The 17,940-nt window shown below is 75.0% G+C and carries 20 protein-coding genes; 7 read left to right on the top strand and 13 right to left on the bottom strand.

The annotated features are described in order from the left end of the window. Positions 1 to 132 precede the first annotated feature (132 nt). On the bottom strand, positions 133 to 951 hold the full coding sequence (proC, locus tag DQ239_RS04275) for a pyrroline-5-carboxylate reductase (RefSeq protein WP_113833068.1): 819 nt from the start codon (positions 949 to 951) through the stop codon (positions 133 to 135). Then, positions 948 to 1,691: a hypothetical protein gene (locus DQ239_RS20275; RefSeq protein ID WP_158544780.1), complete on the bottom strand. Its 744-nt coding sequence runs from the start codon at positions 1,689 to 1,691 to the stop codon at positions 948 to 950. The genes proC and DQ239_RS20275 overlap by 4 nt, the downstream gene beginning before the upstream one ends. A gap of 79 nt (positions 1,692 to 1,770) precedes the next feature. On the opposite strand from DQ239_RS20275, the gene DQ239_RS04285 reads away from it, so the two are divergent. After that, positions 1,771 to 2,322, top strand: coding sequence for a type 1 glutamine amidotransferase domain-containing protein (locus DQ239_RS04285; RefSeq protein ID WP_233488731.1), 552 nt, complete (start codon positions 1,771 to 1,773; stop codon positions 2,320 to 2,322). 15 nt (positions 2,323 to 2,337) lie between these two features. Here DQ239_RS04285 and DQ239_RS04290 read toward each other — a convergent pair whose 3' ends face one another. Then, positions 2,338 to 3,273 carry a hypothetical protein gene (locus DQ239_RS04290; RefSeq protein ID WP_113833072.1) on the bottom strand — a complete coding sequence of 312 codons (936 nt, stop codon included), beginning with the start codon at positions 3,271 to 3,273 and terminating at the stop codon, positions 2,338 to 2,340. After that, a complete protein-coding gene (locus tag DQ239_RS04295; protein WP_113833074.1) occupies positions 3,273 to 4,217 on the bottom strand; it encodes a Ppx/GppA phosphatase family protein in 945 nt (314 codons plus the stop codon). The genes DQ239_RS04290 and DQ239_RS04295 overlap by 1 nt, the downstream gene beginning before the upstream one ends. A 101-nt stretch (positions 4,218 to 4,318) precedes the next feature. Here DQ239_RS04295 and DQ239_RS04300 point away from each other — a divergent pair, with 101 nt between their 5' ends. Further along, positions 4,319 to 5,122 (top strand): hypothetical protein, encoded by an 804-nt coding sequence (locus DQ239_RS04300; RefSeq protein WP_113833076.1) that lies wholly within the window; start codon positions 4,319 to 4,321, stop codon positions 5,120 to 5,122. Here the strand turns inward: DQ239_RS04300 and DQ239_RS04305 are convergent. After that, positions 5,024 to 6,082: a helix-turn-helix domain-containing protein gene (locus tag DQ239_RS04305; protein ID WP_113833078.1), complete on the bottom strand. Its 1,059-nt coding sequence runs from the start codon at positions 6,080 to 6,082 to the stop codon at positions 5,024 to 5,026. The genes DQ239_RS04300 and DQ239_RS04305 overlap by 99 nt on opposite strands. 81 nt (positions 6,083 to 6,163) lie before the next feature. Between DQ239_RS04305 and DQ239_RS04310 the strand changes: the two genes are divergently transcribed. After that, positions 6,164 to 6,385, top strand: coding sequence for a hypothetical protein (locus DQ239_RS04310; protein WP_113833080.1), 222 nt, complete (start codon positions 6,164 to 6,166; stop codon positions 6,383 to 6,385). 10 nt (positions 6,386 to 6,395) lie between these two features. Then, a complete protein-coding gene (locus DQ239_RS04315) occupies positions 6,396 to 6,587 on the top strand; it encodes a DUF3072 domain-containing protein (RefSeq protein WP_113833082.1) in 192 nt (63 codons plus the stop codon). Positions 6,588 to 6,602: 15 nt separating this feature from the next. Here the strand turns inward: DQ239_RS04315 and DQ239_RS04320 are convergent, their stop codons facing one another. Both DQ239_RS04320 and DQ239_RS04325 read right to left on the bottom strand, forming a co-directional pair. Further along, positions 6,603 to 7,289, bottom strand: coding sequence for a response regulator transcription factor (locus tag DQ239_RS04320; RefSeq protein ID WP_113833084.1), 687 nt, complete (start codon positions 7,287 to 7,289; stop codon positions 6,603 to 6,605). Then, positions 7,286 to 8,491: an ATP-binding protein gene (locus tag DQ239_RS04325; RefSeq protein ID WP_113833314.1), complete on the bottom strand. Its 1,206-nt coding sequence runs from the start codon at positions 8,489 to 8,491 to the stop codon at positions 7,286 to 7,288. The genes DQ239_RS04320 and DQ239_RS04325 overlap by 4 nt, the downstream gene beginning before the upstream one ends. 184 nt (positions 8,492 to 8,675) lie before the next feature. Between DQ239_RS04325 and phoU the strand changes: the two genes are divergently transcribed. Further along, the gene (phoU, locus tag DQ239_RS04330; RefSeq protein ID WP_113833086.1) at positions 8,676 to 9,341 is read left to right on the top strand and encodes a phosphate signaling complex protein PhoU; all 666 of its coding nucleotides are present in this window, start codon (positions 8,676 to 8,678) and stop codon (positions 9,339 to 9,341) included. A gap of 186 nt (positions 9,342 to 9,527) precedes the next feature. On the opposite strand, the gene DQ239_RS04335 is transcribed toward phoU, so the two are convergent. From DQ239_RS04335 to mshA, 4 genes are read right to left on the bottom strand one after another with little or no spacing between them, the layout of a single operon-like run. Continuing rightward, positions 9,528 to 10,283 (bottom strand): phosphoglyceromutase, encoded by a 756-nt coding sequence (locus tag DQ239_RS04335; RefSeq protein WP_113833088.1) that lies wholly within the window; start codon positions 10,281 to 10,283, stop codon positions 9,528 to 9,530. A gap of 4 nt (positions 10,284 to 10,287) precedes the next feature. Next, on the bottom strand, positions 10,288 to 11,880 hold the full coding sequence (locus DQ239_RS04340) for an MFS transporter (RefSeq protein WP_233488733.1): 1,593 nt from the start codon (positions 11,878 to 11,880) through the stop codon (positions 10,288 to 10,290). Beyond that, positions 11,877 to 12,410, bottom strand: coding sequence for a YbjN domain-containing protein (locus DQ239_RS04345; protein WP_113833090.1), 534 nt, complete (start codon positions 12,408 to 12,410; stop codon positions 11,877 to 11,879). Before DQ239_RS04345 ends, DQ239_RS04340 begins: the two co-directional genes overlap by 4 nt. Next, on the bottom strand, positions 12,407 to 13,744 hold the full coding sequence (mshA, locus tag DQ239_RS04350; RefSeq protein WP_233488735.1) for a D-inositol-3-phosphate glycosyltransferase: 1,338 nt from the start codon (positions 13,742 to 13,744) through the stop codon (positions 12,407 to 12,409). The genes DQ239_RS04345 and mshA overlap by 4 nt, the downstream gene beginning before the upstream one ends. 104 nt (positions 13,745 to 13,848) lie before the next feature. On the opposite strand from mshA, the gene DQ239_RS04355 reads away from it, so the two are divergent. Continuing rightward, a complete protein-coding gene (locus tag DQ239_RS04355) occupies positions 13,849 to 14,655 on the top strand; it encodes an SDR family oxidoreductase (RefSeq protein ID WP_113833092.1) in 807 nt (268 codons plus the stop codon). Positions 14,656 to 14,682: 27 nt separating this feature from the next. Here DQ239_RS04355 and DQ239_RS04360 read toward each other — a convergent pair whose 3' ends face one another. After that, the gene (locus tag DQ239_RS04360) at positions 14,683 to 15,729 is read right to left on the bottom strand and encodes a UDP-N-acetylmuramate dehydrogenase (RefSeq protein ID WP_113833094.1); all 1,047 of its coding nucleotides are present in this window, start codon (positions 15,727 to 15,729) and stop codon (positions 14,683 to 14,685) included. 34 nt (positions 15,730 to 15,763) lie between these two features. On the opposite strand from DQ239_RS04360, the gene DQ239_RS04365 reads away from it, so the two are divergent. Continuing rightward, positions 15,764 to 16,672 (top strand): class I SAM-dependent methyltransferase, encoded by a 909-nt coding sequence (locus DQ239_RS04365; protein WP_113833097.1) that lies wholly within the window; start codon positions 15,764 to 15,766, stop codon positions 16,670 to 16,672. Here DQ239_RS04365 and DQ239_RS04370 read toward each other — a convergent pair. Continuing rightward, a complete protein-coding gene (locus tag DQ239_RS04370; protein ID WP_113833099.1) occupies positions 16,639 to 17,904 on the bottom strand; it encodes an aspartate aminotransferase family protein in 1,266 nt (421 codons plus the stop codon). The genes DQ239_RS04365 and DQ239_RS04370 overlap by 34 nt on opposite strands. Positions 17,905 to 17,940 lie beyond the last annotated feature (36 nt).

Below are 17,940 nucleotides of genomic sequence, written 5' to 3' on the forward strand. Positions count from 1 at the left end.
ACGAGAAGACAACGCAGCGTGCTGGACCCGGGCCCCTTCGAGCATTACCGTGTTCGCCCGCTTGCACGGAGTGAGCACGGGGAGACGACAGGCGGATCAGCGGTCCCTGCGCCGTCAGTGGACCCGTAGGCCTCAGTCGCGCCGGGCGCCCAGCTCCAGCGAGCGCGCGTGCGCGGCCGCCACGGCCGCCACCATCGCCGCCCGCACCTGGTGCCGGTCGAGCTCGGCGATGGCGGCGACCGTCGTCCCGCCCGGGCTGCTCACCGCCGCCCGCAACGTCTGTGCGTCGTCCCCGGAGTCGCGCAGCATCACCGCCGCCCCCAGCGCCGTCTGCACGATCAGGTCCGTGGACAGCTCCCGGGACAGGCCGAGCTCCACACCGGCGTCGACCATGGCCTCGACGAGGTAGAAGAAGTAGGCCGGCCCGCTGCCCGACAGCGCGGTGACGGCGTCCTGCTGCTCCTCGGGCACCCGTCGCACCCGGCCGACGGCGGCCAGCAGCTCCTCCGCCTCGTCCAGGTGCGCGTCGGCCGCGTGAGCACCCGCCGAGAGGACGCTCATCCCCTCGTCCACCAGGGCCGGCGTGTTCGGCATGACCCGCACGACGGGGACCCCGGGGGCCAGCGCCGCCTCGATCCGGGCGGTGGTCACGCCCGCCGCGACCGAGATGACGAGGTGGTCGCGGTCCAGGTGCGGGGCCAGCAGCCCCAGCAGGCCGTCGACGTCCTGGGGCTTGACCGCGAGCAGGACGACGCGGGCCCGGGCGGCCGCCCCGGGCAGGTCGGCCAGGTCCACGCCGTACCGCTCCGCCAGCTGCGCCCCGCGCTCGGCGCTGCGCTCGCACACCACGACGTCGTCCGGCCCGCTGCGCCGGACGATTCCCGCCAGCAGCGCCTCCCCCATCCGGCCACCGCCGACGACGGCCAGGCCGCGGCGCCCCGGAGCGCTCACCGGGCGCCCCCGGGGCGCCCCACGAGCGCGGCCACGGCCCCGGGCCCGGACACGACGGCCACCCGCACCGTCGCGCCGGCGGCCGCCAGCTGCTGCTGCTCCGCGGTTCGGACTCTCCAGGGCATGACGTGCTCCCAGCTGTCGGGCGTGCGGCCGCGCCAGGCCGCTCGCTCTCCGGTGATGGCGATCAGTCGCGGATCGGCCGTGGCGACGGCGGGGCGGCCGTCCCCGGCGAGGAGGACGTCGACGCAGCGGACGAAGGCCAGCCGCGCCGCCCGGCGCGAGCCGGCCCGCAGCCGCACCCGCCGGCCGGCGAGGAACCGGCAGCGCGCCTCCGCGGAGGGCTCGTCCAACCGGACGACGACCCGCGCGTCGGGGTGGTCGTCCAGCAGCGGGTCCACCGCGTCGGCCGCGCCGTCGAACACCACCCCCAACCCCACCGCGGCGGCGCCAGCGGCGACCTCGCGGGCCCGGGCCGGCCGCGCCACGGGCACCGTGAGCTCGCAGTCCCCCGGCGCTCCCGTGGCCCGCACCCGGTCGACCAGCTCCGCCGGCCAGGCGTCGTCCGCACTGCCCGGCCGGTGCTCGAGCGCCACGGGGTGCCCGTCGGCCGCCAGCGCGGCGGCCACGCGGAGGCCGTCCTCGACCCGCACCCCGGCCACCAGCCGGCCGGCGAGCAGGCGGGCCACCAGGGGGTGCTCCACCGCCCGCTGCGCCGGGGGACGGGGCGGTACGGACACGACCGAACCGTAGTGGGCCGGTGTGTGTGCCGTCGGAGCCCCGGGTAGCGGCGCCGACATGGCAGGAGAACTGGACGGGATGAGAGTGGCGGTCCTGGCGACCGACGGCGTCGAGCAGGTCGAGCTGGAGCGGCCGTGGCAGACGCTCGAGGACGCCGGCGCCGAGCCGGAGCTGGTGTCGCTGGAGCCGGGCAGCATCACCGCCTACGAGCACATCGACAAGGGCGCCACCAAGAAGGTCGACACCACGGTCGCCGACGCCGACCCCGACGACTACGCCGCGCTCGTCCTGCCGGGCGGGGTGATCAACGGTGACTTCGTGCGGGCCGATGCCGACGCCGTCGCGTTCGTCAAGGCGTTCTTCGAGGCGGGCAAGCCGGTGGCGGCGATCTGCCACGCGCCGTGGGTGCTGGCGGAGGCCGACGTCCTCCGTGGCCGGCGGATGACGTCGTGGCCGTCGCTGCAGACCGACCTGCGCAACGCCGGTGCGACGTGGGTCGACGAGGAGGTCGTGGTCGACGGGAACCTGATCACCAGCCGCAACCCCGACGACCTGGAGGCCTTCGGCGCGGCGATCGTCGAGGAGTTCGCGAAGTCCGAGGACGACGAGGCGGTCGACGCGACCGCGTGACCGCCGCCCCGCGGCTCAGCGCGTGGCGAGCAGCTGGGCCGCGGGGACGATGGTGAGCAGGGTGCCGGCGAAGACCAGGAGGGCGAGCAGGCGGGGGCCGACGGGTTCGGCCCCCTGCCGCTGCCGCCACATGCCCACCCCGGCGACCAGGCCGGTGACGGCGAGCGGGACGAGCAGCAGCGCGACGTAGGCGGCCATCTCCCACAGCAGCGTGGCGGCGAAGAACACGCCGATGCCCACGACCAGGGCGATGACGAGCTCGCCGACGAAGCGCAGCCAGGCCAGCGGGCTGGCCTCGCCGTCCAGGTCGTCGACCTCGGCCCGCACCACCGGGATCGGGCCGGTGGAGGTCATCTCGTCGCGCGGTGCCGCCCGCTGCGCGGAACGGGGCGCACGGACGCCGGTGCGGCCGGTGTCGCGGTCGACGGAGCGGTCGGCGACCCGGCCGGTGTCCCGGCCGACGGAGCGGTCGGCCACCCGGCCGGTGTCCCGGCCGGTGACGCGCTCGGCGAGCCGGTCGCCGCGCAGGGCGCCCAGGGGGATGTCGGGGAGCGGGGCTGACGGGTGCGGCACCCCCGGGGAGCGGTCGGGCCGGAGCCCGGGGATCGCGGCGGTGGAGGGGCCGGCCACCGCACGGCGGTCCTCGGAGGGGCGGACCGGCGGGAAACCGGCGGGGGCGGCCGACCGCGAGGGGCCGGGCGGGCGGGAGCCGTTGCGGGTCGCCCCGGAGCGGGCCGCGGCACCGGCCTCCTGCTCCGCCACGTCACCGCGCCGGCGACCGAAGGGCCGGTCGGCAGGGGGCTGCGCGTCGGGCCGGCGCTGCCGGACGGGCTCCTCGGGTTCGTCCCAGCGGCGGCGCTTGGCCGCCCGCGAGGTGTCGATCCCGGCCTCGCGCAGGATCTCCGCGAGCGGGCGCCCGCCGGTGTCCGGGTTCCAGTCCGGCTCGGCCATCACGCTCCCTCCAACGAGTCGAGCCTGCGCAGGATCACTCCCTCGCGCAGGGCCCACGGGCAGATCCGCACGAACGGTACGTCCAACAGGCGCATGGACGCGGCAGCGACAGTCGCTCCTGCAGGAACCTGGTGCGCGCGGGCCGCCGAGACGCCCGGCAGCTCGGCCAGCGCACCGGACTCGATGCGGGAGACGAAGCGCGCCACCTGGTCCAGCCCGGTCAGCGAGAGCTGCCGCGGCGTCCGGATGCCGGCCGACGACGGCGCCGCACCGCTGAGCCGCGCCAGGGTGCGGAAGGTCTTGCTGGTCGCGGCGACCAGATCGGGGGCGCCGGCCTTCTTCAGCTTCGCGACCGCGGGCTCCAGGAGCGCGGTGGCGTGCGCGTCGAGCTCCTCGAGCGCGGCCAGGTCGGGGCGGCCGCCCGCCAGCGCGTCGGGGAGGTAGCGGCGGGTCATCCGCCCGGCCCCCAGGGGGAGCGACAGCGCCACGTCGGGGAGCTCGTCGATGCCGACGGCCATCTCCAGCGAGCCGCCGCCGATGTCCAGCACGAGCAGCCGGCCGGCGCTCCAGCCGAACCAGCGGCGCACCGCCAGGAAGGTCAGCCGGGCCTCGTCCTCGCCGGTGAGCACCTGCAGCTCCACCCCGGTGGACTGCCGGACGCGGTCGAGCACCTCCTCGCCGTTGCGCGCCTCCCGGACCGCCGAGGTGGCCAGCGCCATGAAGTCGTCGCAGCCCTGCTTCTCCGCCTGGTCGCAGGCCTCCTGCACGGCCTGGAGCAGGGCCTTCTCCCCCACGCGCGACAGCACGTCGTCCGGGCCGACGTGCTCGGCGAGGCGCAACGGCCACCGGTCGTCGTGCATCGGCGTCGGGTGCGCACCGCGGTGGGCGTCGACGACGAGGAGGTGCACCGTGTTGGAACCGACGTCGAGAACACCCAGCCGCATGGGGGCCAGTCTGCCCGGCCGCCTCCCGGGGCTCACGTCGGGCGCGGTGGCCCCCTTCAGAGGCTCACGTCGAGTGCGGGTGCGTCTCCTAGGCTGGGCGAGTGCCCGACGCCCCGCCGCCCGAGGTGGACCTCGACTTCGCGCGGGAGTGGGTGGAGTTCCCCGACCCCGCCGACCCCGACCACGTCGTCCGGGCCGACCTGACCTGGTTGTCGTCGGCGTGGACGTGCATCTTCGGTCGCGGCTGCGCCGGCGTCGTCGAGGGGCGGCCCGACGACGGGTGCTGCAGCCACGGCGCCTTCTTCACCGACGAGGACGACCTCGCACGGGTGACCGCCGCGGTCGCGGACCTGACCGACGAGCAGTGGCAGCTGGCCCCGGTCGGTCGCGGCGCCTGGACCGAGGAGGACGACGCCGACGACGCCGAGGAGGGCGCCCGTTCGCTGCGCACCCGCACGGTGGACGGGGCCTGCGTCTTCCTCAACCGGCCCGGCTTCCCCGGCGGGAGCGGGTGCGCCCTGCACCGGATGGCGCTGGACCACGACCTGCACCCGCTCACGACCAAGCCCGACGTCTGCTGGCAGCTGCCCGTGCGCCGCGAGCAGGAGCACGTCGACCGTCCCGACGGCACCCGCGTGCTCGTGGACACCGTGGGCGAGTTCGACCGCCGGGGCTGGGGCCCGGGCGGGCACGACCTGCACTGGTGGTGCACCGGGGCGCCGGCCGCGCACGTCTCCCCCGAGCCCCTCGTCGAGACCTACGCCGCGGAGCTGATCGCGCTCGTGGGGGCCCCGGCCTACGCCGAGCTACGCCGGCTCACCGAGCTGCGCCTCGACCAGGGGTTGATCGCGCCCCACCCCGCCAGCCCGGTGCCCGTCCAGCTGCACCGGCGCCGCCCCACCTGACCGGAAGGTCTGGCGGTAGGCGCGGGGGGAGACCCCGCGGCGGCGCGCGAACTGCTCGCGCAGGCCGGCCGCCGTCCCGAAGCCGACCAGCCGGGCGATCTCCTCCACCGGGGCGTCGCTCTCCTCCAACAGCGTCTCGGCCGCCGACAGCCGCTGGGCGAGCAGCCACGCGTGCGGAGTGGTGCCGGTCGTGGCCTTGAACCGCCGCGCGAACGTGCGCGGGCTCATGAGCGCCCGGCGGGCCAGGATCTCCACGCTCAGGTCGTCGGCGAGGTGTCGGCCGGCCCACTCCAGGACGACGCCGAGCAGGTCGTCCTCGCAGCGGGCCACCGGTGCGTCGATGAACTGCGCCTGCCCGCCGTCGCGGTGCGGCGGCACGATCATCTCCCGGGCCAGCGCGTTGGAGGCGCCGGCGCCCCACTCCCGGCGCACCAGGTGCAGCAGGGTGTCGACGCCGGCAGCGGTGCCCGCCCCGGTGAGGATCCGGCCGTTGTCGACGTAGAGCACCCCGGCGTCGACCTCGATCTCCGGGAAGCGGGCGGCGAGCTCACCGGCCCACCGCCAGTGCGTGGTCACCCGCCGGCCGTCGAGCAGCCCCGCCGCGGCCAGCACGAAGACGCCCGTGCAGGAGCTGATCAAGGTTGCGCCGCGGGCGTGCGCGGCGCGCAGCGCCCCGATCAGGGCGTCCGAGGGGACGTGGTCGAAGAGCTCCCACGCGGTGATCAGCACGATGTCGGACCGGTCGAGGCGGTCCAGGCCGTGCTCGACCAGCACCCCGAGGCCGGTGTCGGTCCGCAGGATCCCGGGCGTCTCCGCGACCACCGCGAAGTCGAACCGCGGCAGCCCCAGGTGCCGGCGGTCGTAGGCGAACACCTCGTGACAGACGCCGAGGCCGAAGCTGCCGATGAGCCCGTCAGCGACGACGGCGCTGACGACGAGAGGGCGGTCGGGCAGCGTCATGGCGGCATGATGGCAGAAAACCTGCGGCCACGGTCACTCCTGCCACTCGTCCGGGCGCAGGACCGCGCGCAGGCTGCCCGCATGATGCTGATCACCTGCCCGACCACCCGGGCCCGCGTGCTGGTGTCACTCGACGCCGTCCGCTCGGTCACGAACCATCCCGACGCGATCGCGGTCCGGGTGAGCTGCCCGGTGTGCGGCGAGGTGCACGTGCACCGCACCGGCCGCCGTCTCGAGGAGGCTCGGCGCAGCGCCGCCCTCGAGATCGCCGTTCGACGAGCGCAGACGCCGACCTCGGCCTAGAGTCGAACACATGAGCGAATCGCAGCAGTCCGACCCCACCGCCGAGAAGGACCCGTCGACCTGGGTGACCGGTGACGAGCCGGCCACCGGCGCGCAGAAGAGCTACCTGGAGACCCTGTCCCGGAACACCGACGAGGACGTCGACACCGAGAACCTCACCAAGGCCGAGGCCTCGGAGAAAATCGACGAGCTCAAGAGCTAGCCGGGACGTCCGTCATCACGCGTCGAGCTTGTAGCCCAGGCCCCGCACGGTCAGCAGGAATGTCGGGCTCGCGGGGTCGGGCTCGAGCTTGGCCCGCAGCCGTTTGACGTGGACGTCGAGGGTCTTGGTGTCGCCCACGTAGTCCGATCCCCACACCCGGTCGATCAGCTGGGCGCGCGTGAGCACCCGGCCGGCGTTGCGGAGCAGGAACTCGAGCAGGTCGAACTCCTTGAGCGGGAGGGCGACCGGCTCGCCGTCGATGGTGACGACGTGCCGCTCGACGTCCATGCGGACCGGACCGGCCTCCAGCACCGCCTCGGACGACGCCGTCTCGCCCGACTCGCCCCGGCGCCGGAGCACCGCGCGGATGCGGGCGACCAGCTCGCGGGCGGAGTACGGCTTGGTGACGTAGTCGTCCGCGCCGAGCTCCAGGCCGACGACCTTGTCGATCTCGCCGTCCTTCGCGGTCAGCATGATGATGGGGACGCCGCTGCGCGCACGCAGCTGCCGGCAGACCTCGGTGCCGGGCAGCCCGGGCAGCATGAGGTCCAGCAGCACGATGTCCGCGCCGCCTCGGTCGAACTCGGCCAGCGCGTCCGGGCCGGTGGGGGCGACGACGGCGTCGAAGCCCTCCCGGCGGAGCATGTAGGACAGCGCGTCGGAGAAGGACTCCTCGTCCTCCACGACCAGGACGCGGGTCATGGGGTCCCCTTTCCGGGGTCGGCGGCGAGGGCGTCGCCGGCAGATTCCTGCGTGGTCTCGGGAGGGGCGGCGGCGAGCGGGATGCGGAGGGTGAAGGTGGAGCCGAGGCCTTCCTCGCTCCACACCGACACCGAGCCGCCGTGGTTGCTCGCGACGTGCTTGACGATGGCCAGGCCCAGCCCCGTGCCGCCGGTGCTGCTGGCCCGCGACTGGTCCACCCGGTAGAAGCGCTCGAACACCCGCTGGCGGTCCTGGCGCGGGATGCCGATCCCGCTGTCGGTGACGGTGATCTCGGCGAACCCCGACCGCGCCCGGGCGGCGACGGCGATGCGCGACTGCCCCGTGCTGTACGCGACCGCGTTGGCCAGCAGGTTCGTGACGGCGGTGACGAGCTGGTTCTCCACGCCGCGCACCACCAGGCCGGGCTGCCCGCCGACGGCGATGTCGAGCTCCTTGGCCCGGGCGGCGGTGCGGGTGCGGTCGGCCGCCTCGGCCAGCACCTGGTCGACCGGCACGGGGACCAGCTCGGGCAGGGGCTCACCGCCCTGCAGCCGCGACAGGTCGATCAGCTCCCGGACCAGGCGGCCGAGGCGGTCGGCCTCGTGGGCGATCCGGGCCGCGAAGCGCTGCACGGCCTCGGGGTCGTCGGCCGCGCCCTCGATGGCCTCGGCCAGCAGCGACAGCGCGCCGACCGGCGTCTTCAGCTCGTGACCGACGTTGGCGACGAAGTCGCGGCGCACCGCCTCGGTGCGCCGGGTCTCGGTGACGTCCGCCAGCACCAGCGCGACCGGGCCGGGCGGCTGGACGGTGCCGCTGTCCAGGCGGACCCCGTGCACGCTCATCATCCGCGGGCCGGTGCCGACGAGGTTGCCGGGCAGCCGCACGTCGGCACGCCGACTGCCGGCCGAGCGCACCGCCTGGACCAGCTCCAGCAGGTCCGGCACGAGCAACCGGGTGGCGCGCACGATGCCGAGCGCGCGGGCGGCCGGGTTGGCCAGCAGCACGGCGTCGTCGGCGTCGACGACGAGCACCGCCGGGTCCATCAGGTCGAGCAGCCGGCGGGCCATCACCGCCTCCGGCGGGGGGACGACCTGCGGGTCGACCGCGGGCCCGTCGACGTCGCGGCGGGAGCCGAGCACGATCGTGAGGGCCACGATCCCCCCCAGGACCAGGCCCACCACCAGCGCGACCGACGCACTCACGCTGCCGATGCTAGGTGCCGCCGGTGCCCGGTCCGGCTCGAACACCTGATCGGGGCCCCGGACGAGGGAGTGTTCACGCCGGCGTAGGTCCGCGTTCACCTCCAGGAGGCCGGGCACCCCCGGTACCGGCCTACTGTCGGGCAGGATCGTCGCGGCGAGGCGCCGTGACACCGGGGAGGACGACGTGCGCGACAGCTACCACGAGGAACTCGACGACATCCGCGGGTGCCTGGTCGAGATGGCCAACTCCGTGGGCTCGCAGATGAGCACGGCCACGACCGCGCTGCTGGACGCCGACGTCGCCCTCGCCGACCTGGTCATCGCGGGGGACGAGCAGATCGACGCCACCCGGGAGAGCATCGACCAGCGCTGCTTCACCCTGCTGGCCCGTCAGCAGCCGGTCGCGACCGACCTGCGCACCATCGTCGTCGCCACCCGCATCGCCAGCGACCTCGAGCGCATGGGCGACCTCGCCGAGCACATCGCCAAGGTGGCGCGGATGCGCTTCCCCGACCACGCCGTCCCGCAGGAGGTGCGCCCGGCGTTCCTCGAGGCCGGGCACGTCGCGGAGATGCTGGTGACCAAGGCCGCCACCGTCATCGGCACGCAGAACGTCGACAAGGCCCGCGAGCTGGAGACCGACGACGACGCGATGGACCGCATCCACCGCGGGCTGTTCCGCGAGCTGCTGGCCGACAGCTGGCCCTACGGCGTCGAGACCGCGATCGACGTGACGCTGCTGGGCCGCTACTACGAGCGCTTCGCCGACCACGCCGTCAGCGTCGCGCGCCGGGTCGTCTACCTGGTCACCGGCGAGCGCCACGTACCCGAGGCCAGCACCCCGATCTGAGCTTGCGCGGTTGCGCGGCCGTCCACGTCACGAGCCCGCTGAGGGGTGGACGACCGCGCAACGAGACGCCTCGCGCGCTCGACCGCGCCGGGTGGCGGCGAAGCTCGCGGTCGACCGCGCACCCGGCTGCCACACCCCGAGGTCGAGGTCCGGCCGCGGGGTCGGCGATGGCCTGCGGCGTCCGGCCTACTTCTTGCCCTGGTTCTTGACGGCCTCGATGGCGGCGGCCGCGGCCTCCGGGTCGAGGTACTCGCCGCCGGTCTTCAGCGGGCGCAGGTCGTCGTCCAGGTCGTAGCGCAGCGGCACGCCGGTCGGGATGTTGAGGCCGACGACCTCGTCGTCCCCCATGTCGTCGAGGTGCTTCACCAGCGCCCGCAGGCTGTTGCCGTGGGCGGCGACGAGCACGGTCTTCCCCGCGCGCAGGTCCGGCACGATCGCGTCGTACCAGTAGGGGAGCATCCGGACGACGACGTCCTTCAGGCACTCGGTCGCCGGGCGCGCCTCGGGCGGGAGGAACGAGTAGCGCGCGTCGCCGTCCTGGGAGAACTCGCTACCGGCCTCGATCGGCGGCGGCGGGGTGTCGTAGGAGCGGCGCCAGATCATGAACTGCTCCTCGCCGTACTCGGCGAGGGTGGCCGCCTTGTCCTTGCCCTGGAGCGCGCCGTAGTGCCGCTCGTTGAGCCGCCAGGAGCGCCGCACCGGGATCCACTGCCGGTCGGCCTCGCCCAGCGCCAGCTCGGCGGTGCTGATCGCCCGCTTGAGCAGCGAGGTGTGCAGGACGTCGGGCAGCAGGCCGTGCTCGGCGAGCAGCTGCCCGCCGCGGGCGGCCTCGGCGCGCCCCTTCTCCGACAGCGGGACGTCGACCCAGCCGGTGAACAGGTTGGCCTTGTTCCACTCGCTCTCGCCGTGGCGGAGCAGCACGAGGGTTCCCGTAGAAGTCACGGCGTCATCCTGCCCGACCGGTGCCCGCGCCCGTCGGGGCCGTCACCCGATCGCGACGTCCCGGCAGCCACACCAGCACGACGACGACCGCGATCGCGCCGGCGGCCGCCGTGCCCACCGCGGTGACGTGCATGGCGTCGACGAAGGCCTCGCGGGCCGGCTCCACCAGCCCGGCCGCTGCCGCCGCGGCCTCCGGGTCGTCCCCGGCCTGCACCCGGCCCACCGCCGCGAGGGTGCCGACGATGGACTCCCCCGCCTGCTCGCGGACGTCGGCCGGCAGCACGTCGGTGGCATCGCCGAGGTTCGCGGTGTAGACCCCGGCCAGCACCGAGCCGAGGATCGCCACCCCCAGCGCGCCGCCCACCTGCCGGACGGAGTTGTTCACCGCCGCGCCCGCGCCGGCCTTCTCGCGGGGGACGACGGACATGATCGACTCCGTCGCCGGGGCCATCACCATGCCCATGCCCGTGCCCTGGACCGAGAGGATCACGATCAGCAGCCAGGCGGGCGAGTCGGCGTCCAGCAGCTGGAAGCCGAGGAACGACGAGGTGATGAGCGCGAACCCGACGGCGCAGACCGCCTTGGCGCCGTACCGCTCGGCCAGCACGGAGCTGCGCGGCCCCATGATCGCCATGCCCAGCGCGACCGGGATGAGCGTCGCGCCGGCCTGCAGCGGGCTGTAGCCCAGCACGCCCTGCAGGTAGAAGACGACGTAGAAGGTCGCCCCCAGCAGCGCGAAAAAGTTCAGCCCCAGCGCGCCCGCGGCGGCGGAGAAGGCGGGGTTGCGGAAGAGCGAGACGTCCAGCGCCGGGTGCGTCGAGCGCCGTTGCAGCTGGACGAACAGGGCGAGCAGCGCGATCCCGCCGAGCAATGGGACCAGCACGCCCGGCGTCGTCCAGCCGGCACCCTCGCCGCCGCGGATGATGCCGTAGACCAGCCCGGCCAGCGCCACGATCGACAGCAGCACGCCCGGGACGTCGAGGCGGCCGGGTGCCGGGTCCTTCGACTCGGGGACGATCGTCAGCACCCCGATGATGCCGAGGAGGGCCACCGGCACCCCGACGAGGAACACCGCGCCCCACCAGAAGTGCTCGAGGACGGCGCCTCCGGCCAGCGGCCCGCCGGCGACGGCGATGCCCGCGGTGCCCGCCCAGACGCCGATCGCGCGCCCACGCTCCGGGCCGGGGAAGACGTTGGTGATGACGGCGAGCGTCGTGGGCTGGACCGCGGCACCCCCGACGCCCATGAGCGCCCGGTAGGCGATCAGCTCGGCCGGGCTGTCGCTCAGCGCGGCGAGCACCGAGCCCAGCGCGAAGACCGACAGGCCGATGATGAGCACCCGGCGCCGGCCGATGCGGTCGCCGATGACGCCCCAGGAGAACAGCAGCCCGGCGAACACGAGGATGTAGGCGTCCACCGCCCACTGCAGCTCCGCCTGGGTGGCGCCGAGATCGCGCTGCAGCGTCGGCAGGGCGACGTTGAGGATCGTGTTGCCCATGATCACCACGAGCAGGCACACCGTCATGGTGGCCAGCACCCACCAGCGGCGGGCGTAGCCGACGGGGGCGTCCTCGGCCGTGGTGCTGTCCGTCGTCACTCCTCGCCGGTCGTGCCGTCGGCGGCGCGGCGGCGGGGGTCGGCGAAGGCGGCGAACGCCTCCAGGTTGCGCAGCGACTCCCCTCGCTTGACCCGCCAGTCCCACTCGCGGCGGATCGAGGTGCCGAAGCCGATCTCCAGCATGGTGTTGAAGTGGTCGTCGGCGTAGCTGAGCACCGATCCGAGGATGCGGTCGAGCTCCTCCGGCGTCACCGCGGCGTGCGGCAGCCGGCCGGTCAGGTAGACGTCACCGACGTTGTCGATGGAGTACGAGACCCCGTACATGCGGGCATTGTGCTGCAGCAGGAAGGTCCACAGCTGCTCGCGGTTCTCGTCGGGCTGGCGGCAGACGAACGCCTCCACCCGCAGCGCGTGCTCGCCGACGCTGAGCCCGCACACCGTCTTGAGCTTCTTGGTGCCGGGCAGATCGACCAGCCAGATGCCCGGGCCCGGGTGCTCGTGAACCAGCTCGGCCTCGCGCAGGGTCTGGTCGATGACCGCGTCGAGCTCCGCCACCGAGCGCCTGGTCATCGCGCCACCTGGACGCCGGGCAGCACACGCAGCGGGCCGAGCAGCCGCTCGTGCGGGAGGCGGGCCGGGGCGGCGGCCATGTCGCGGGCCGCCGCGGCGTAGGCGTCGACGAGGGCGTCGGCGGTGCGGTCCCAGGAGAAGCGGGCCGCGTGCCGGCGCGCACCGACGGCGAGCAGCTCGCGCCGGGCGAGCACCGCGCGGACCGCGGCCGCGTAGTCGCCCGCATCGCGCCCGGCCACCAGCACCCCGGAGACGCCGTCGCGCACCGCCGTCAGCAGGCCGCCCACGGCGGCGGCCACCACGGGCGTGCCGCAGGCCTGGGACTCCAGCGCCACGAGGCCGAAGGACTCGTTGTGGCTGGGGACGACGGTCACGTCCGCGGCGCGGTAGTGGTCGGCGAGCCGCTCGGGCGGCTGCGGCGGGAAGAACGTGACGACGTCGGCGATGCCGAGGGTGGTGGCCAGCTGCTGCAGCTGCTCGGGGGCGTCGAGCCCGGAGCCGCTGGGGGCGCCGACGACGTGGACACGCAGGCGACGGCGCAGCGACGGGTCGTCGGCCAGCAGCCGGGCGGCGGTGTGCAACAGGACGTCGGGCGCCTTGAGCGGCTGGATGCGGCCGACGAACAGCAGCACGATCGCGTCCTGCGGCATGCCGACGGCGCGGCGGGCGGCGCTCCGGTCGCCGGGCGAGAACCGCTCGAGGTCGACGCCGGGCGGGACGACGAGGGTGCGGGCCGGGTCGGCGCCGTAGAGGCGGACCAGCTGGCGGGCCTCCTCGTCGGTGTTCGCGATGAGCCGGTCGGCCTCGGCCACCACCTGCTCCTCGCCGATGACGCGGGCCCGCGGCTCCGGGCGGTCCCCGGCGGCCAGCGCCTCGTTCTTGACCTTGGCGAGGGTGTGCGCGGTGTGGATCAGCGGCACGCTCCACCGGTCCCGCGCCAGCCAGCCGACCTGGCCGGAGAGCCAGTAGTGCGAGTGGACGACGTCGTAGAAGCCCGGCTCGTGCTGGGCCTCCTCGCGCAGGACGGCGGCGGTGAACGCGCACAGCTGGGCCGGCAGCTCCTCCTTGCCCAGCCCCTCGAACGGTCCCGCGCTGACGTGCCGGACGGTGACGCCCGGGCTCATCTCGACCACGGGCGGCAGGTCGCTGGAGGTGGCGCGGGTGAAGATGTCGACCTCGATGCCGCGGGCGGCCAGCCGCCGCGAGGCCTCGACGATGTAGACGTTCATGCCGCCCGCGTCGCCGGCGCCGGGCTGGTCGAGCGGGCTGGTGTGCACCGAGAGCGTCGCCACCCGCCGCGGCATGCCGCTGCGGAACGAGCGGGGAGCGGGCACGCGCGACCTCCCGCTCTCCGTGTGTCGTGGTCAGGGCTTCCGGCGGTGGAACGCACGCGCACCCCCGCCTGCTTCCCATCCTGCATCAGGGCCAGGATGACCACATGTCAGGTGTGCCACCTCTCACCCGGTCCGGTTCCCCCCAGCAGCCCGGGGCGGGGCGCACCGCCGTCGTCACCGGTGCCTCCAGCGGCATCGGCGCGGCCACGGCGACCCGGCTGGCCGCCGAGGGTTTCGACGTCGTGCTGGGTGCGCGGCGGATGGACCGGCTGAGCGAGCTGGCCGACGCGATCGGGGCGCGGGCGCTGCCGCTGGACGTCACCGACCAGGCGTCGGTCGAGGCGTTCGCGGCCGCCCTGGACCGGGTGGACGTGCTGGTCAACAACGCCGGCGGGGCGTTCGACGGCAACCCGGTGGCCGAGGCCGACCTCGACTCCTGGGCCCGCACCTACGAGGTGAACGTGCTCGGCACCGTGCGGCTGACCAAGGCGCTCCTCCCGGCGCTGATCGCCTCGGGCGCCGGGGACGTGCTGTTCGTCGGCTCGACCGCGGGCCTGGTCACCTACGAGAACGGGAGCTCCTACACGGCGGCCAAGCACGGCGAGCACGCCCTCGCCGGGGCGCTGCGGCTGGAGCTGGTCGGACAGCACGTGCGGGTCATCGAGATTGCGCCCGGGATGGTGCACACCGAGGAGTTCTCGCTCAACCGGCTGGGCTCGCAGGAGCGCGCGGACGCCGTCTACCAGGGCGTGCGCGAGCCGCTGGTCGCCGACGACGTCGCGGACTGCATCGCCTGGGCGCTCACCCGCCCGCACCACGTGAACGTCGACCTCATGATCGTGCGCCCCCGCGCCCAGGCCGCCCAGCACAAAGTCGATCGTCGTCCTCCGGACGACACCGCGGCCAGGTAGCTCCTCACGTCGGACGGAGCGTGTCCGTCACGCCTGCGCGGACCCCTCCGGGGCCCACTCGGCGCGACCAGGCACCACTGCGGTGGGTTCGCGCTCGAGCGTCACGCCGAACCGCTCCCGCACGGTGGCGATGATCCGGTCGGCGAAGGCGAGCAGCTCGGCGGCGGTCGCGCCGTCCTCGGTGGTAAGCGCGAGGCTGTGCCGCGACGACGTCCCCACGTGCCCCTCGCGGGTGCCGCGGCCGAAGCCGGCGTGCTGCACGAGCCAGGCCGCGCTGAGCTTGACCTGCCCCTCCCCGGCCGGCCAACTCGGGCAGCCCTCGACGGCGCGCTCGGCCGGGACGATCGGGTTGGTGAAGAACGATCCGGCGCTGCGCGAGTCCGGGTCGGCGGGGTCCCAGACCATCCCCTTGCCGCGGCGCAGCCCGAGCACCGCCTCGCGGACCTCGCCCAGCGGGGCGCGCTCCCCGATCTCGACGCCGAGCGTGCGGGCCAGCTCCGCGTAGCCCACCGGCCGGGACAGCGGTCCGGCGTCCAGGGCGAACTCCACCTCGAGGACGACGAAGCGCCCGGGCTCCCGCTTGAGCCGGCTGTCGCGGTAGGCGAACCCGCACTCCGCCGGGGTCAGCAGCTGCTCGCGCTTCTCGGCGCGGTCGAACACGCGGACGGCGGTGATCGTCTGCGCGACCTCCTGGCCGTAGGCCCCGACGTTCTGCACGGGCGTGGCACCGGTCGAGCCGGGGATCCCCGACAGCGCCTCCACGCCGGCCAGCTCCTCGGCGACGGTGCGGGCGACCAGCCCGTCCCAGTCCTCCCCCGCCTGCACGGTCAGCCGGTCGCCGTCCCGGCGGATGCCGCGGGTGCGGACGGCGACGACGTCGCCGGGCCAGCCCTCGTCGGGCGCGACCACGTTGGAGCCGCCGCCGAGCAGCAGCAGGGGGCGCCCGGACTCGTCGGCGTCGCGGACGGCGGCGACCAGCTCCTCGGCCGTCGCCACCTCCAGCAACCGCTCGATCGGGCCGCCCACGGCGAGGGTGGTGAGGTCCGCCAGCCGGACGTCGCGTCGAACCTGCACGGCCCCACGCTAGCGCGGACTACGCTCCTCACCGGTGAGCGAGGCGGGCAGCGAGCACAAGAAGCGGGCGTCGCTGTCACCGCAGCCCCGGCGCAAGGCACCCCGGCTGGCCGCCGGACGGGCGCGCGCACTCGGGCTGCCGACGCGGGGCACCACCAACGCCAACCGGCTGCGCCGGGTCGACCGCTGGCTGCTGGCCACCCAGCTGCCGCGGCTGCGGGACTCCCCCCGCCCGCTGGTCGTCGACCTCGGCTACGGCGCCTCCGCCGTCACCACGCTCGAGCTGGTCGAGCGGCTGGGCCCCGAGGTGGAGGGGCTGGAGGTCGTCGGGCTGGAGATCGACCCGGAGCGGGTCGCCGCGGTCGCCGCCGACCGGGACCCGCCGCGCGTCGACTTCCGCGTGGGCGGCTTCGAGCTGGCCGGCCTGCAGCCGCTGCTGGTGCGCGCGTTCAACGTGCTGCGCCAGTACGACGAGGAGTCCGCCGCCCGCGCCTGGGACACCATGCGCGCCGGCCTGGCGCCCGGCGGGTTGGTCGTCGAGGGCACCTGCGACGAGTGGGGACGGCGCGCGGCGTGGGTCGCCCTGGACGCCGACGGGCCGCTCACGCTCACGCTGTCGGTGCGGGTCTCCGACATCGACCGGCCCTCCGACCTCGCCGAGCGGCTGCCCAAGGCGCTCATCCACCACAACGTGCCCGGTCAGCCGGTGCACGACTTCCTGCAGGCCTTCGACGCCGCCTGGGCCACCGCGGCCGGGATGTCGGCGTTCGGGCCGCGGCAGCGCTGGGTCGCCGCCGTCGAGGCGCTGGCCGAGCAGGGCTGGCCGCTGGTCGGCTCGTCCCGGCGGTGGCGGCACGGCGAGGTCACCGTGCGCTGGTCAGCCGTCGCCCCGGTCCAGCCGCCCCCCGGTCAGACGGAGCGGTCCGGGAGGGCGGCGCCGTAGACGGCGTCGCCGCTGACGGACGTCGCCCCGCCGCGGGCGCGGTCCACGGCGACGGCCAGCGCCGCGAGGAACTCGTCGGCCACGCGGACGTGGAAGGGCGACACCATCAGGTGCAGCCCGCCCGGCTGCCGGTTGGGGTACCAGCCCTGCTCGGCGAGGGCGTCGGCCACGACCGCCATGTCGAGGACGTCGCTGCCGAACTGGAAGACGCACAGGTCCGGCGTCGACGTGACGGACAGCCCGTCGATCGCCTCGACCCCGGCCATCAGCCGGCGGGTGGCGTCACGCACCTTGGTGGCCTGGCGCAGGAAGCCGTCCTCGCCCAGGTACCGCAGCGCCGCCCACGCGCCGGCGATCGGCGGGGCGGGCCGCGTGCCTGCGGCGGTCGGCGAGCCGTAGCGCCCGCCACCCCACGCGCCGTCGTCGAACCACCACTGCGTCCGGTACTGGGCGACGTCGCGGTGCAGCAGGACGCTGGCGCCCTTGAAGGCGTAGCCGTACTTGTGCAGGTCGGCGCTGATGCTCGTCACGCCCTCGACGCGGAAGTCCCAGGGCGGCACCGGCTCGCCCAGCCGCTCCCAGAAGGGCAGCATCATGCCGCCCAGGCAGGCGTCCACGTGGCAGAGCACGCCCGCCTCCCGGGCGACCGCCGCGACCTCCTCCACCGGGTCGATGACGCCGTAGGGGTAGCAGGGCGCGCTGGCCACGACCATCGCGGTCTCCGGGCCGACGGCGGCGCGCAGCTCCTCGACGACGAGCCGGTAGCCCTCGTCGACCGGCACCCGGACCTGCCGCACGCCGAGCAGGTGGCAGGCCTTCGCGAACGCCGGGTGCGCGGTGACGGCGGTGACCAGCACCGGGTCGGCGATGCCCTTCCCACGGGCGGTCTCGCGCGCCACCAGCACGGACAGGAAGATCGACTCGGTGCCGCCGCTGGTGAGCCCGCCCGCGCCGGGAGTGCCGTGCAGCAGGCCGGCCACCATGTCGGCCGTCTCGCGCTCGAGCCGGGCCAGGCTGGGGAACCGCACCGGGTTGAGGGCGTTCTCCGCCAGGTACTCGCGGCTGACGTCGGCCAGCAGCTCCTCGAGCTCGTCGTCGTCCGGGTGGAAGATCAGCCCGAAGATGCGGCCGTTGCGCCAGTCGGCGTCGTCGTGCCGGTTGGCGCGCAGCTCGGCGAGCACGGCGGAGGCGGGCAGGCCGTCGGCGGGCAGTTCCGGCGGTGCGGCGGACACGGTGCCTCCCGGGTGTGCCGGCGGTTCCCTCCGCCG

Origin of the sequence: Blastococcus sp. TF02-09, assembly GCF_003319105.1 — a bacterium.
Classification (GTDB): Bacteria; Actinomycetota; Actinomycetes; order Mycobacteriales; family Geodermatophilaceae; genus Blastococcus.